The organism is Desulfovibrio sp. (assembly GCF_018379785.1).
In the GTDB taxonomy this organism is placed as follows: domain Bacteria; phylum Desulfobacterota; class Desulfovibrionia; order Desulfovibrionales; family Desulfovibrionaceae; genus Desulfovibrio.
Map to the genome: position 1 here is coordinate 60028 of NZ_JAGZUV010000004.1, position 14550 is coordinate 74577.

Here is a 14550-nt window from a genome sequence, read left to right on the forward strand (position 1 = left end):
TCTTCAGCCGCTAAAGATCCGTGCGTCCGTGAAACATTTATCACGATGCATTTACCCTCTGATTCTCCAAATGCGATGTTTTTTCCAAAAAGAGCACATAATCTCCCATCCGGCCCGCTGGGGCCTGCAACGCCATCACCGGCGATAAAGCCGCCGCCGGTGATGGCGTTGCATCCCTGTCGGAAAGGCCGCGCCGCCTTCCGCAAAACATTCAATGCGGAATAACGCGACGCCCCGCTCTGCTTACGTTGCGCTGCCCAGCATTTCCCGCAGCAACGGCCCCACTTCGCCGGGCTTTGCGGCCACCCCGGCCCCGGCCCTGAGCAGAGCGGCCGTTTTACCCTTCACTGTGCCGTGCCCGTGGCTGGCAATGGCCCCGGCATGCCCCATGCGCTTGCCCTCGGGCGCGGTGCGCCCGCCCATGAAGACGACCAGGGGTTTGCTGAACACCCCGGCTTCCACGGCCTCGGCCACCTCCTCTTCCATGCTGCCGCCCAGCTCGCCGATGACCACCAGGGCATGCGTGTCCGGATCTTCCTGGTACATGGGCAACAGCTCGGCGAAGCGAGTGCCGGGCACCGGGTCGCCGCCCACGCCCACCAGGGTGGTGACCCCGAAGCCGCCCTTGATGATCTCGGCGGTCACTTCATTGGTCAGGGAACCGCTGCGGGTCATGACCCCCACATGGCCTTTTTTATACACGCTGTCGATCCAGTAGGGGATGATCCCCAGCAGGGCCTCGCCCACGGAAATAATGCCCGTGGTATTGCCCCCCACCACCATGGCCCCGCAGGAAAGGGCCGCTTTGCGGATCTGCACGCTTTCGTGCAGGGGAATGCCGTCGGCCGTGGCGCAGATTTTGCGGATGCCCGCGTCCAGAGCCTCGAAAATGGCGTCCTTGGTGAAACGCGGCGGCACGAAGAGCATGGCCACATCGGCGGGATGCTCCCGCATGCCCCGGCGCACGCTGTGGTATACCGGCACTCCGGCCACATCCTGCCCTTCCTTGCCCGGCGTGACCCCGAAGACCACCTGGGTGCCCATTTCCTTCATGTGCCTGGTCCAGAACGAACCTTCCTTGCCCGTAACGCCCTGGACCGCCACTCGGCTGTCCTTATTGACGAAAATGCTCATTATGCCCTCCCCGCCGCCAGATCCACGGCTTTGCGCACGGCTTCCTCAGTATCGTACAGATTGGCGAGACCGGCCTGTTTCAGGGTTTCAAACGCCTCCGCCTCATTGGTGCCGCGAATGCGCAGCACCACGGGCACCTTGGGATGCAGCTTTTTGATGGCCTCCACCACGCCCTCGGCCATGACGTCGGCCCGCGCGATGGTGCCGAAGGTGACCACCAGAATCACCTTGCTGGGCGTTTCAAGGCAGAGCTCCATGGCCCGCACGGCCCGTGTGTAGTTGGCCCCGCCGAAGTCCACATAAGTGGCCACGCTGCCGCCCGCGTCGTGGATAAGGTCGAAAACCGTGGTTGTCAGGCCGGAACCAGCGCACATCAGCGCAATGTCGCCTTCGAAGCGCAGATAGGGGATACCTTCTTGGGCCGCCTCGAACTCCACGTCCGAGTCGAAATAATCGCGGCTCAGGGGATAACGCGGCTGCCGGGACAGGGAATTATCGTCGATGATCAATTTGCCGTCCCCGGCCACGGCCTGTCCGTCCTTGGTGATGAAGAGCGGATTGATTTCGGCCAGTTGGGCGTCACGGGCGCGAAAAACCTTGTACAGACCGCGCGCCGCCGCGCCGACCTGTTTGGCTTCCTCGCCTGAAAGCCCCATGCCGTAGATCAGATTGTTCACATGATAACCGCCGAGCCCCTCGGCCATGTCCACATGCACGCGGACGATCTTTTCCGGCTGCGTGGCGGCAAGGCTTTCGATATCCACGCCGCCCTCGGCGCAGCCCATGAGCAGCGCCGTGCCACTGACCGGGTCCACGGTCATGGACAGGTAAATTTCGCGGGCGATATCCACGGCCTGCTCCACCAGAAGCATGCGCACGTTGTGCCCGGAAGCGAACAGTTCCCCGGCTTCCTTTTTGCCCGTTTCCGCATCACCGGCCACCCTGATCAGCCCGGCCTTGCCGCGCCCGCCCCGTAACACCTGGGATTTGAGCACGCAGGGAAAACCCGTTTCAGCAAAAGCCGCGTCCAGTTCTTCCACGGACCGTACAAGCACTCCCCTGGGCGTGGTTATGCCGCATTCCCGGAAGGCTTCCTTGGCTTGGTATTCAAAAAGATTCATAACCGCTCCTTTTTCAGAAAATCCAATCCGGCATGCTCGGGCTTATTTGCCGTGCTTCTTCCAGAATTCGCCCCACATTTCCTCGTCCGTGAATCCCCAGGGAGATACCGGCTCATTGACCCAGGTCACATTGATAAACTGCTTCCAGTGGACGTTTTCCGTGGTGATGTTGCCGCCCCAGGTGCCGCAGCCCAGCGTGGCCGTGGACGGCATGCGGTTGAAGGGATGCCCGCCGTTGCCCGCGCTCATGGGCTGGCGCACGGTCACCCGCGAGGTTTTCATGTGCGTGCCGAGATAGTCGATGTAATCCCGCCTCCAGGTATGGATGCCGCAGGAATGGCCGCGTCCCACCCTGCTGGTCAGTTCCGTGAGAATGCGGTAGGCGTCCTGGAAGTCAGCGGCCTTGTAGATGGTGAGCACCGGCGAGATTTTCTCGTCGTGGAACTTGTCGTCGGCAATGGGTTCCCGGCCCTCCACCAGCAGAATGTCCGTGCCGTCGGGGACACTGATGCCCGCGCCGTCGGCAATGACCTGGGCGGACTTGGCGATGACGTCCGGGTTGAGGGCCAACTTGCCCTTGGCATTGACCTTCCACATATGGTTCCGGAGTGTTTCCCGGTCCGCGCCGCTCACCAGGTGGCAGCCGTGGGCCGGCATTTCCTCCATGAACCGCTCGTAGACGTCCGCCACGGCAATGACCGCATTTTCGGAGGAGCAGGACGTGGCGTAGTCAAAGAGCTTGCTGGTGCAGATCATTTCGGCGGCTTCCACAAGATCCGCGTCCTCGGCCACAATGGCCACAGCGTTGCCCTGGCCCACGCCGTAAGCCGGGGTACCGCTGGAATAAGCCGCCCGCACCACGGCCCCGCTGCCTGTGGCCACCACCAGATCCGAGACTTTCATCAGTTCCGCGATGCCGTCGCGGCCGGAATCCTCCAGAATCTGGATCAGATCCTCGGGAGCGCCCACCTTTTTGAGCCCTTCGCGCATCATCCTGACGGTTTCCGCCGTGCATTGGAACGCGCGGGAACTGGCCTTGAAGATCACGGCGTTGCGCCCCTTGAGGATGCCCACGGCCTTGCCGCCGCAGGTGGCCGTGGGGTTGGTGGCCGGCAGAATGGCGCAGACCACGCCCACGGGCTTGGCGTATTTCGAGATGCCGCTGGCTTCGTCCCGCTCCATAAGCCCCACGCTCACCGCGCCTTTGATGTCGTGCATGACGCCGCCGACCTTGCGCTTGTGCTTGAGAATCTTGCTTTCCGCATTGCCGTAGCCGGTTTCCTCCACCGCCATGCGGGCCAGTTTTGCGATATTGTCGTCGCGGTACACTTCCCAGCCGACGGCCAGGCAGACCTCGTCTATCTGTTCCTGCGTATACCCGGCCACGGTTTCCTGGGCCTTGCGGGCCAGTTCCATCTGCTCTGCGACTGTCTTCATGCGATCCTCCCGGGTAAAAGGTTTATTGGGGCGGCAATTCACGGAACTGCCGGGCTTACCAGATGTTCATACCGGCCAAACTCCCGAATACGGCCACCGAGAAGGTCACGCACAAGATGGCGATGACGGTCATGACGACGCCGCATTTGGCATACTCCGCTATCTTGAAATAGCCTGCGGAATAGGGAATCACGTTGGTCGGGGAAGAGGTGACCATAATGAATGCCATACTCTGGGCGATGCCTGCCGGACCGGCCAGCACCCACGGGTTCATGCCGATGTCCATGCCCAGGGAAATAATCAGCGGCATGACCACGGCTCCGGTGACGCTGTTGCTGGAAAAGAAGATCTTGAGTCCTTCCACCAGGGCGATGACGGCGAGCACCCGCAGCACCGGATGGAAGCCGCCCACATCGGAAAGCAGGCCCCAGGCCACCCAGCGGGCCGCGCCCGTGCTGGCCAGAAGCATGCCCGCCGAAATGCCGCCGGCGATGAGCACCAACCCGCCCCAGTCAATGGAGCTGGAGGCTTCTTTCCAGTTGTCGAAGACCCTGAGGCCGGGCAGAAACAGCAGCACAAAGCCCAACAGGGCCACAAAGGCTTCCGGCAGCTTGAAGCCGAGCAGCGGCGTCAGGTATGAACCGAACAGCCACAGGACAACCATGGTGCAGAAGACGACCAGCGTGCGGATTTCCTTGCCGCCCAGGCCGCCGAGCTCTTGAAGTTCGCTACGGATACTGTCGAGACTGGTGGGGATTTCACGGAATTCGGGCGGGAAAAACTTCATCAGGCAGAACCAGCCCAACGGCACCATGAGCATGGCGCCGGGCACGCCCACGATCATCCACTGGGCAAAGGTCACGTCCAGGTGAGCGATGTCCCGCACATACTGCATGGCGATCACATTAGGCCCGCAGCCCGCGGGCGTGGCCGTGCCGCCGATCAGCGCGCCGTAGACAATGCCGATCATCAGCGCGCGCCCGAAATTGCTCTCCAGCGGCTTGCAGCCGCTGTTCTTTAGGATGCTCACGCCCAGAGGCAGCAGCATGGCCGCCACGGCCATATCCGTCACCCACATGGAAAGCAGCGCGCCTATGGCAATAAAGGCCAGAACGATATGGTCCGTACGCCGGCCCACTTTGGTCAACATCCAGAGCATGAAGCGGCGCGCCAGTCCCGAAGAGGTCATGGCGGCGGACAGGCCCATGGCCCCCATCAGGAAGAGCAGCACATTGTTGCCGAAGCCGAGCTTGACCAGATTTTTAAAATTCTCCACACCCAGAATGTGCAGAAAAACGAGAAGACAGAGCGAGGTGGCCGGAAAGGGAATGGCCTCCGTCATCCATAGAATCACCGCGAAACAGAGCACCGCCATGACGATCTTGCCGTCGGCCGTGAGGGAAATCGCTTCCGTGCCCTTGTAAAACGGCTCCGGCGTCGGCAGCGCGATGATCAGCGCCATGACCGCCAGAGCCAGAAAGAAAATTGCGGCATTCCTTTTATTGTCTCCCAATGCGCTGTTCAGCCTTGCCATATCTCACCTCTCAAAGTTAGGGGCACTGCAGTACGCTCCAAGCCCTTACGCCTTTCAATTGTGATTTTTATAGCAATGCATGTACCAAAGCATATTTGATGCCGTTTTTGATAAATAATAATGTAAAATTAAATTGTTATAATATTATTCAATAAATAATTTTTATACATAATCGTGTATATATGTCTATTTTTTGAGACTATTGTACAAATCATGTCTAAAAAGTTAGACATATAACGTATAAAAATCACAAATAAAGAAAGAAACACACTGTGTGACCGGCTGACGCGGACAGTCGGGGAAAAATGCGGAAAGGAAGAAGAGGAAGTGCGGGAAACAGCAACGCCCCGCCGCCGGGAAAAGCCGGGACGGGGCGCGGGGGCAGGAAAGAGAGGAATGTTACATGTCGGTGTAGTTGCGCCGGATGCCGAAACGGCGCATCTTGACGTAAATTCCCGCGCGCGAAAGGCCCAGGACGCGGGCGGTTTTGGCCACGTTCCAGTCCTGTTCGCGCAGGGTCAGCAGAAGAGCCTGGGCCTCGCTGTCCCGAGCGACGGCGCGCAGTCTGCCCTTGTTGTCGACATTCACAAGGGAAAGGGCGTGGCTGCGCAGTTCGGGCGGCAGATCGCCCGGCAAGATACGGCCGTCGCGGCAGAGGCTCAGGGCATGGCCCACGGCGTTGCGCAGTTCGCGGATATTGCCGGGCCAGGGATATTCCATCAGCACGTTCATGGCTTCTTCCGCGCAGGCGGTTTCGCCCGCGCCCATATGGTCAAGAAAGAAACGCACCAGCAGAGGAATGTCCTCGCGGCGCTCGTGCAAGGCGGGCAGGCGCAGCTTCATGGAATTGATACGGTAATACAGATCCTCGCGGAAGGTTCCCGCCGCGATCATGGCCTTCAAATCGCGATTGGTGGCCGCCACCAGGCGAAAATTCACATCCCTGGGCTGGGAGGACCCCAGGCGGAACAGACGCTTTTCCTCAAGAACGCGCAACAGCTTGGCCTGGGCCTGCAAGGGGAGATCGCCCACCTCGTCGAGAAAAAGCGTGCCCTGATGGGCCACTTCAATCTTGCCGACGCTCCCTTCCTTGCGCGCGCCCGAAAACGCGCCCGGCGCGTAGCCGAAGACCTCGGATTCAAAGAGGTCCTTGGGTATCGCCGCGCAGTTGATGCTTACGAACGGGCCCTCGGTGCGGGAACTGGCGGCATGGATCGCGCCCGCGGCCAACTCCTTGCCGCTTCCCGTGGCGCCGAGAATGAGCACTGCCGCGTCCGTGCGGGCATAACGCAATAAAAGGGATTTGAAGGCTGTGATGCTTTCGCTTTTTCCGACAATGGATTCAACCGTGTAGGGCGAAGACAGGGCGCTTTTGATCCGCCGCTGGCAGGAACTGACCTTTTTGTCCAGGCACCGCACGTGCTCCAGAAGGTCCCTGACCTGGTCCGCCGTATCGAACAGGGTCATGCTCAAGGCCCCGATCAGTTCGCCGTCATCGCCAAAGAGCGGCACGCGATTGACTATCAGCGTCGCGCCGCCGTTGGGAAAACGCCGTATCTGACGCAACTCGGCCTTGCGCGAACGCAGCACCGCCGGGATGCCCGAAGTAGGGATCAGTTCGGTAATATGGCGGCCGATGGCCTCTTCCGGGCGCAAACCCAGGTATTTGGCATACGCGGCATTGATGAACCGCACCACGCCTTCCCTGTCGCAAATGAACGCGCCCGTGGGAAGGTTGCGCATGGCCGCCGCGATAAGGATATCCTGTAATTTCCGCTTGTGCATAGCGCACGTTATGCAAATATCCGGCCACGTTTGTGGCCGGATACAAGCATAAGAGCGTTACGGCATGGGATATTCGCGCACCCGGTTGAACACATTTCCGTCCTTGGCAAGGCCCTGCGCGGCGGCCCTGTTGTACCAGAGCGCGGCTTCCGCCGGGTTGGCGGGCACGCCGATGCCGTATTCATAGCAGGCGCCCACGAAACGCTCGGCCTGGGCATACCCCTGGTCGGCGGCCAGCTTGGCCCAGCGGAAACTTTCCTTCTGGTCCTTGGCGGTCTGATACATGCCCTGGCTGTAATAGAGGGCCAGATTGAACTGGGCCTCGGCATTGCCCGAATTGGCCGCGCGGGTCATCAGGGTCACCACGGCCCTGGGATCCTTGGGCACCCCGGCGCCCACTTCATAACAATAGGCCAGCAGCACCTGGGCTTCGCTGTAGTTCTGCTCGGCGGCCAGCTGGTACCATTGGGCGGCCACGGCCAGGTCCTGCGGCACGCCCAGGCCGTTTTCGTAGCAGCGGCCCAGCATCACCTGGGCACGGGGATTGCCGTCCCCGGCCAAGGGCTGAATCAGACGCAGGGTCTTTTTGTACTCACCGATATTGTAGGCCGTCCAAGCCTCCTGCAGAATTTTGTCCGTTGCCGCTGAAGTGGCGGCGGGCGCGGCCTGGACCAGGCTCGTCGCGCCGCAGGCGAAACTCAATACAGCGGCCAGCAGGGCCGCCAGACAATATTTTTTCATGATTTTCTCCTTCACGCTTCCAGCCCCGGCGGGCCGGTTTTTATGGGGAATGACGATACAGCCGAGCCCTGCCAAAGGCAAGCCGCACTTGACGCTGGCCCCAGCACAAGGCACAACCGGAACATGAACGACGTTTTTTCATTTTTCAGCGGCCAGGCGCCCTGCCGCCCGTACCGCCCAGGAGGAGAGGCATGACCCCTTCCCCCAGCAATCCGCATGAACAGCACAACGGCGCCAACCTGCCGGAGCGAATTTCCGGCGCGTCCGGGACTTCCGGAAACAATGAGCAGCGCCGGATTCTGGACGCCGAAGTACTGGAGCCGGGACAGGAACATGACCGCCGCAACGGCCATGCCGGCGCATTCGGCGATCAGGACCGACACAGCGGGCGCGGTTTCGGCGGCGCGGAATTCCGGCGCGGCTTCGGCCCCGGCGGCCTGCGCTTCGGCCATATCTGGACCAGCGGACGCATGGAGCAGAACGCCTGCCTCGCGCCCTGCATCACGTTTGCCCTTTTTCTGGTCTGTCTGGCCCAGTTCGGCCTGCTGGCGGGCATCGGTTTTGTGTTTTTTCACATTGTGGGCAGCGTGGCGGGCAGCATGCGCGACATGCGCCTGCTGATGCAGGGCCGCGAACCCAACCCCTGGCCCTGGCGCATCGGCAACTGGCTGGTCTGTTTTCTGCTGACCGCCTGGCTTGCCGGAGGCTTTGACTAGGGCCTGTTTCTAAATTGTCCTTTCGCCCTCTGCCTGCGTCAGGATCGTCCCGTGCGAAGGTCGGGTTTGCATATACTCCCGCCTCTCGGGATTCGTCTTCCCTGGCAGAGAACGAAAATCCTAATGGAAACAGTCCCCAGCGTATTTGAATGTTGAAATACTCTGGCATAAACAAGCGCGCCGGTTTTCCCGGCCTATGTCCGGATCCGCATGACACAAGACATACGCGTTTCGGCGCGTCCCGCCCGCACCGGCGGGGCCGCGACCCACTGGCACGTCTATCTGCTGGAATGCGCCGACGGCACCCTGTACTGCGGCGTCACCACGGATCTCGCGCGGCGGCTGGCCCAACACAACGGGCTTGCGCCCGGCGGGGCACGCTACACCAGCGGACGACGGCCCGTGCGCCTGCTGGCGAGCCGCGTCTGTGCCCACAAGAGCGCGGCCTTGCGGTTGGAATGCGCGGTCAAGGCCCGGCCCCGCGCTGAAAAAATCCTTTTTCTGCAACAGGGAGTCGTTGCGCCGTGTTGAGCCCCGAGGTTTTGCTGACCTTTTTCGCAGCCTCCCTTCTGCTGGGCATCGCGCCCGGCCCGGACAATATTTTCGTGCTCACCCAGTCCGCCGTTTACGGCGTGCGCGCGGGTCTGGTAACCACTCTGGGCCTGGTGACCGGCCTGTGCGTGCATACCACGGCAGTGGCCTTGGGCGTGGCGGCCATCTTTCAGACCTCGCCCCTGGCCTTCACCATTCTGAAATGCGCGGGCGCGGCCTATCTGCTGTATCTGGCCTGGATGTCCTTCCGGGCAGGGGCCTTGCTGGCCCATACCCCGGGCGGAGGGGCCGCCTTTCCCGGTTATGCCGCCCTGTATCGGCGCGGCATCGTGATGAATGTGACCAATCCCAAGGTCACCCTCTTTTTCCTGGCTTTTCTGCCCCAGTTCTGCAATCCGGCACTGGGCGGGGTGGTCGTGCAGGTGCTGACGCTGGGCACATTGTTCATGCTGGCTACCGTTCTGGTCTTTTTCTCCGTGGCCGTATTGGGCGGCCGCCTGGCCCTCTGGTTCAATCGCTCCCAGCGCGGCCAGATTCTGGTCCACAGGGCCGCCGGGCTGGTTTTCGCCGGGCTCGCCGTGGTCCTCCTCTTCACCGGGCCCTGAACGCCCGATCCTCCCGCCCTCCCTTGACAGGGCCGGACGCGGCGGGTATGAACACCCCCTTTCGAGGTTATCATGCAGAAATATCGTATATCCATCAATGACCTGCCGCCGGACGGCAAGGAATTCGACCTGGACGACCCGGCCATCTGGCAGACGCCTATGCGGGAATTCGGCATGGACTGCCGGATAAGCGAGCCCCTCAACGCGCATATCAGCGTGCTGCCCACCGAGGGCGGCTGCCTGGTGCGCGGCGAACTGCGCGGTCAGGTCGTGCTGCCCTGCAACCGTTGCGCTGAAGATACCGTGGCCGACATCCGGACCGACTTTGAAGATTTCGAAGAACTGCCGGGCGAGGACGATATTGATGCCGTCCTGAATGCGAGCGGCGGCAACGGCGCGGCTGACGCCGAGGCAACGGAAAGCCGCATCGTCTATGAGCGCACCATGCCCATGCTGGATCTGGCCGCTGTCTGCTGGGAGGAGTTCGTGCTGGCTCTGCCGGTCAATCCGCTCTGCAAGACGGATTGCAAGGGGCTCTGCCCCCAGTGCGGGACCAACCTGAACAACGGAACCTGCGGCTGCATCCCGGATGAAGGCGATCCCCGGCTGGCGGTTTTGCGCGGCCTCACCCTGCATAAAACCTAGACATTTGCAAAAAATTCGGCTATGTCGTTTTGTCTTGCGGTTGGGTATTATCCTTAACCGCGTTATTTCGTTCAAGCATTCCGGCCTGCCGGAAAAGGAGAATACCATGGCTGTTCAGCAGAATAAGAAATCCCGTTCCCGCAAGGGCATGCGCCGTTCCCATGACCGCGTGGCCACTCCCGCCGTCATCTACTGCTCCTGCGGCGAACCCACCGTGCCCCACAGCGTCTGCCCCAATTGCGGCGCGTACAAGGGCCGCCAGGTGATCGCCAAAACCGAAGCCGAATAATGAACGAGCGCCCCATCATCGCCGTGGACGCCATGGGTGGGGACTTCGGCCCCTCCGTGGTGGTGCCGGGCGCCATTGAGGCCGCCCGTCTCCACGATCTGCACGTGCTGCTTGTGGGCGACACCCCCAAGCTGGAGGCCGAGCTGGCAAAGATCGACCTCGCCAACGTGCATTTCGATATTGTCCAGGCCGATGATGTGGTGCACATGAACGAAAAGCCCTCGGACATCCTGCGCCGCAAGAAAAACGCCTCCATCCAGGTGGCCTGCCGCCTGGTCAAGGAAGGCGCGGCCGACGGCGTGGTCAGCGCCGGGCACTCCGGGGCCACGGTGGCCTGCGGCATGTTCATCATGGGCCGCCTGCCCGGCGTGGAGCGTCCGGCCCTGGCCGCCTTGCTGCCCACGGAAAAAAATCCCGTGGTGGTGCTGGACGCCGGAGCCAATGTGGACTGCCGCCCGTACCACCTCTTCCAGTTCGGGCTCATGGGCGACGCCTTTGCCCGCGACCTGCTCAGCTATGCCGCGCCGCGCGTGAGCCTGCTGAGCATCGGCGAGGAGGAAGGCAAGGGCAACTGCCAGGTCAAGGAGGCCTATGAACTGCTGAAGATGGCCCAGAACATCAACTTCATCGGCAATGCCGAGGGCCGCGATATTTTCACCGGCGATATTGATGTGGTCATCTGCGACGGCTTTGTGGGCAATGTGGTGGTCAAGATGAGCGAAGGCCTGGCCGCCTCCCTGATCCGCATGCTCAAACGCGTCTTTACCTCGGGCCTTCTGCCCGCTCTGGGCGGCATGCTGGCCAAGGGCGCGTTCAAGCACTTCGCCCGCACCATCGACTATGCCGAATACGGCGGCGCGCCGCTGCTCGGCCTGCATGGTCTGGCCATTGTCTGCCATGGCCGTTCCAGCGCCCGTGCCATGAGCAACGCCATCAAGATGAGCGGCACGTTCGTGCGCAAGGGCACCAATGACCGCCTTGCCGAAACCATCCTGGCCAACGAAGAGCTGACCCGTTTCTCCCGCGCCATCTAACTGACGGACACGCCATGACTGCAACCTGCCATCTGCACGCGCTGAGCGCCTACGCGCCGGACACGGTGCTAACCAATGACGATCTGGCAAAACTGGTGGACACCAACGACGAATGGATCGTGGCGCGCACCGGCATCAAACAGCGCCGCAAGCTGGCGGATACGGACAACGCCTCGGATCTCGGCCTGGTCGCCGCCCGCCGCGCCCTGGAAAATGCGGGCATCAACGCGGGCGACCTGACCCACATCGTCGCGGCCACCTGCACGCCGGACCTGCTTTCCCCTTCCGTGGCCTGCATTCTGGCCGGGAAACTGGGCGCGGGGCCGGTCATGGCCTTTGATTTCAGCGCCGCCTGCTCGGGCTTTCTGTACGGTCTTTCCATCTGCCGGGCCATGCTCTGCCAGGCCCCGGAGGCGCGCATCCTTTTCGTCTGCACCGAAGCCCTGACCCGCCGCGTCAACTGGAGCGACCGCTCCACCTGCGTGCTGTTCGGCGACGCGGCCACGGCCTGCGTGCTGACGGCCTCGGCGGACAAGGCCCTGGCCGGTGTGGAGGACGTCATCTGTCAGAGCGACGGCAACCAGCGAGACCTGATCACCGTGGGCGGGGGCACGGCCTGCCGCTACGGCCTGGGCCAGCCCACCGACGAGAACTTTTTCATCACCATGCAGGGCCGTGAGACTTACAAACACGCCGTGCGCCAGATGGTGCGCATCTGTGAGCAGATTCTCGCCCGCAACGGTCTTTCCATTGAGGATGTGGACCTTTTTGTGCCGCATCAGGCCAATATGCGTATCATTGAAGCCGTGGGCAGCCGCCTGAGCATTGCCGAGGACCGCGTGTTCACCAATGTGGAGAGGTACGGCAATACCTCGTCGGCCTCCATTCCGCTGGCGCTGGCTGAAGCCCGTGCCGCCGGACGCATAGCGCCGGGCAGCCGCGTGCTGATGACGGCTTTCGGCGCGGGGCTCACCTGGGGGGCGGCCCTGTTGCGTTTTTAAGGAAGCGCGGTTGGTGGTCTTTCTGCCCTTTGCCCGCGTCAGGCTCATCCCGTGCGAAAGTCGTACCGCCCGGATTTGTCTTCCCGGTAAAGGACAAAATTTCTTATAATTAGGGCTTCCCGTGCCGGGCCAAGTGACTGACCGGCGCACGCGCGCATTGAAATTCCCCCGTGTCTGGGCTATAAACAGCATTCCACGTTCCCACAGCAAAGGCAGAACCAGCATGAGCACAGCGCAGTCCACGCCTTCCGCCGCAGAGACGCTCCCCACGGCCCTGGTGACCGGCGGTTCGCGCGGCATCGGCCGGGCCATTGCCCGGACCCTTGCCCGCGACGGCTTTCAGGTTTTTCTCACCTATGTGAGCCGCCCCGAAGAGGCGGAACAGACCGTGGCCGAAATCACGGCGGCCGGCGGCCAGGCCCGGGCCTTCGCCCTCAATGTGGGCGACAGCGCGGCCGTGGCGGATTTTTTCGCTACGGAAATCAAGGACAAGGTCAATCTGGCCGCGCTGGTCAACAATGCCGGTATCACCAAGGACGGCTTTCTGGTGCGCATGAAGGACGAGGATTTCGACAAAGTCCTGGCCGTCAACCTGCGCGGAGCCTTTGTCTGCACCCGTGAGGCCGCCAAGATCATGAGCAGAAACCGCAAAGGGCGGATCATCAATATTTCTTCGGTGGTGGGCCAGATGGGCAACGCCGGGCAGATCAATTATGCCGCGGCCAAGGCCGGTCTGCTGGGCCTCACCAAATCCTGCGCCAAGGAGCTGGCTTCCCGCCGGATCACGGTCAATGCCGTGGCTCCGGGCTTTATTGAAACCGATATGACGGCGGCCCTGAACGACGACGTGCGCGCAAGCTATGTGGAATCCATTCCCCTGAAGCGCATGGGCGTGGCCCAGGATGTGGCCGAGGCCGTGGCTTTTCTGGCTTCGGACAAAGCCGGCTATATCACCGGACAGGTGCTGGCCGTCAACGGCGGCATGTACTGCTGAGACGGCGCGCCCAACCCTGCGGCAACGCGCCCGGAGCGCCAGCGCGCCACCGGGGCATACGATAAGAGTCAATATTACCTGGAGGATACCATGTCTGATGTCGCGGAAAAAGTAACAAAGATCATTGTGGACCAACTGGGCGTAAACGCCGATGAAGTGAAGCCCGAAGCCTCCTTTGTGGAAGACCTCGGCGCTGACTCCCTGGACCTGACCGAACTGATCATGGCCATGGAAGAAGAGTTCGACATCGAAATAGCCGATGACGACGCCCAGAAAATTCTCAAGGTCCAGGACGCCATTTCCTATATTGAAAACAAAAAATAGTACGGCCCGGCGGCGGTTCCTTTGTCATGAAGGGCCGCAGCCGGAACGGGGCGTGTCCGTTCCGCATCCGGCGGCCTAGCGTTTCCGGCGGATGCGCGACAGGCGCGGGCGCGGTTTCGCGCCGTTGCGCAACGGCACATGCCCCGGCCGGTAGTCATCCGCAGAGCGGGGGGAATCGGCCCCCCGCCCAAAAGGAGTCCGCATGACCCGTCCCCGCGTAGTGATCACCGGCGTAGCCGGCGTTACGCCTCTCGCCAACGACATTGAAACCACCTGGAAACGCCTGCTTGCCGGCGAGTCGGGCATTGCGCCCATCACGCTGTTTGACGCTTCGGCCTACGATTCACGCATCGCCGGCGAAGTGAAGGACTTCGTGCCCGAGAATTATATGCCTCCCAAACAGGTGCGGCGCATGGACCGCTTCACCCAGTTTGCCGTGGCCTCGGCCAAGATGCTGTTGCAGGACGCCGGCTTTGAAGTCACCGAGGCCAATGCTTACGATGTGGCCGTGATCCTCGGCGTCGGCCTCGGGGGCCTGCATACCCTGGAGACGTACCACACCAAGCTGCTGGAAGCCGGGCCCAACAAAATTTCGCCCTTTATGATTCCCATGCTGATTTCCAACATGGGGCCTGGGC

Annotated in this window: 16 protein-coding genes; 10 read left to right on the plus strand and 6 right to left on the minus strand. The window is 61.8% G+C overall.

What is annotated here, in order from left to right:
• Positions 1-243 precede the first annotated feature (243 nt).
• From KH208_RS01625 to KH208_RS01650, 6 genes are all read right to left on the minus strand, one after another.
• Complete coding sequence (locus KH208_RS01625) at positions 244-1134, minus strand: CoA-binding protein (RefSeq protein WP_008684703.1); 891 nt, start codon at positions 1132-1134, stop codon at positions 244-246.
• Entirely contained in the window at positions 1134-2255 is a 1122-nt protein-coding gene (locus KH208_RS01630; RefSeq protein WP_062251721.1) for a succinate--CoA ligase subunit beta, read from the minus strand. Before KH208_RS01630 ends, KH208_RS01625 begins: the two co-directional genes overlap by 1 nt.
• 42 nt (positions 2256-2297) lie before the next feature.
• Complete coding sequence (locus tag KH208_RS01635; RefSeq protein ID WP_291433240.1) at positions 2298-3692, minus strand: aldehyde dehydrogenase family protein; 1395 nt, start codon at positions 3690-3692, stop codon at positions 2298-2300.
• A 55-nt stretch (positions 3693-3747) separates the two neighbouring features.
• The gene (locus KH208_RS01640; RefSeq protein ID WP_291433241.1) at positions 3748-5226 is read right to left on the minus strand and encodes a DASS family sodium-coupled anion symporter; all 1479 of its coding nucleotides are present in this window, start codon (positions 5224-5226) and stop codon (positions 3748-3750) included.
• Between the two features lie 399 nt (positions 5227-5625).
• Positions 5626-7011, minus strand: a complete 1386-nt coding sequence (locus KH208_RS01645) for a sigma 54-interacting transcriptional regulator (RefSeq protein ID WP_291433242.1) — start codon at positions 7009-7011, stop codon at positions 5626-5628.
• A 57-nt stretch (positions 7012-7068) separates the two neighbouring features.
• Entirely contained in the window at positions 7069-7752 is a 684-nt protein-coding gene (locus KH208_RS01650) for a tetratricopeptide repeat protein (protein WP_062251717.1), read from the minus strand.
• 191 nt (positions 7753-7943) lie between these two features.
• Between KH208_RS01650 and KH208_RS01655 the strand changes: the two genes are divergently transcribed.
• The 10 genes from KH208_RS01655 to KH208_RS01700 form a co-directional block, all read left to right on the plus strand.
• Positions 7944-8468, plus strand: a complete 525-nt coding sequence (locus KH208_RS01655) for a hypothetical protein (protein ID WP_291433244.1) — start codon at positions 7944-7946, stop codon at positions 8466-8468.
• Positions 8469-8678: 210 nt separating this feature from the next.
• Complete coding sequence (locus tag KH208_RS01660) at positions 8679-8999, plus strand: GIY-YIG nuclease family protein (RefSeq protein WP_008684715.1); 321 nt, start codon at positions 8679-8681, stop codon at positions 8997-8999.
• Positions 8993-9625, plus strand: a complete 633-nt coding sequence (locus KH208_RS01665) for a LysE family translocator (protein WP_291433247.1) — start codon at positions 8993-8995, stop codon at positions 9623-9625. Before KH208_RS01660 ends, KH208_RS01665 begins: the two co-directional genes overlap by 7 nt.
• A 72-nt stretch (positions 9626-9697) precedes the next feature.
• Positions 9698-10270, plus strand: a complete 573-nt coding sequence (locus KH208_RS01670) for a DUF177 domain-containing protein (RefSeq protein WP_291433249.1) — start codon at positions 9698-9700, stop codon at positions 10268-10270.
• A 106-nt stretch (positions 10271-10376) separates the two neighbouring features.
• On the plus strand, positions 10377-10559 hold the full coding sequence (gene rpmF / locus KH208_RS01675; protein WP_062251713.1) for a 50S ribosomal protein L32: 183 nt from the start codon (positions 10377-10379) through the stop codon (positions 10557-10559).
• A complete protein-coding gene (gene plsX, locus KH208_RS01680) occupies positions 10559-11593 on the plus strand; it encodes a phosphate acyltransferase PlsX (RefSeq protein ID WP_291433250.1) in 1035 nt (344 codons plus the stop codon). The genes rpmF and plsX overlap by 1 nt, the downstream gene beginning before the upstream one ends.
• Before the next feature lie 14 nt (positions 11594-11607).
• Positions 11608-12594, plus strand: coding sequence for a beta-ketoacyl-ACP synthase III (locus tag KH208_RS01685; protein ID WP_291433251.1), 987 nt, complete (start codon positions 11608-11610; stop codon positions 12592-12594).
• A 223-nt stretch (positions 12595-12817) separates the two neighbouring features.
• Positions 12818-13588 (plus strand): 3-oxoacyl-[acyl-carrier-protein] reductase, encoded by a 771-nt coding sequence (fabG, locus tag KH208_RS01690; RefSeq protein WP_291433253.1) that lies wholly within the window; start codon positions 12818-12820, stop codon positions 13586-13588.
• A gap of 90 nt (positions 13589-13678) precedes the next feature.
• The gene (locus tag KH208_RS01695) at positions 13679-13912 is read left to right on the plus strand and encodes an acyl carrier protein (protein ID WP_165067166.1); all 234 of its coding nucleotides are present in this window, start codon (positions 13679-13681) and stop codon (positions 13910-13912) included.
• A 202-nt stretch (positions 13913-14114) separates the two neighbouring features.
• Positions 14115-14550 (plus strand): beta-ketoacyl synthase N-terminal-like domain-containing protein (locus KH208_RS01700; protein WP_291433258.1); only part of this gene is annotated, 436 nt, incomplete at its 3' end.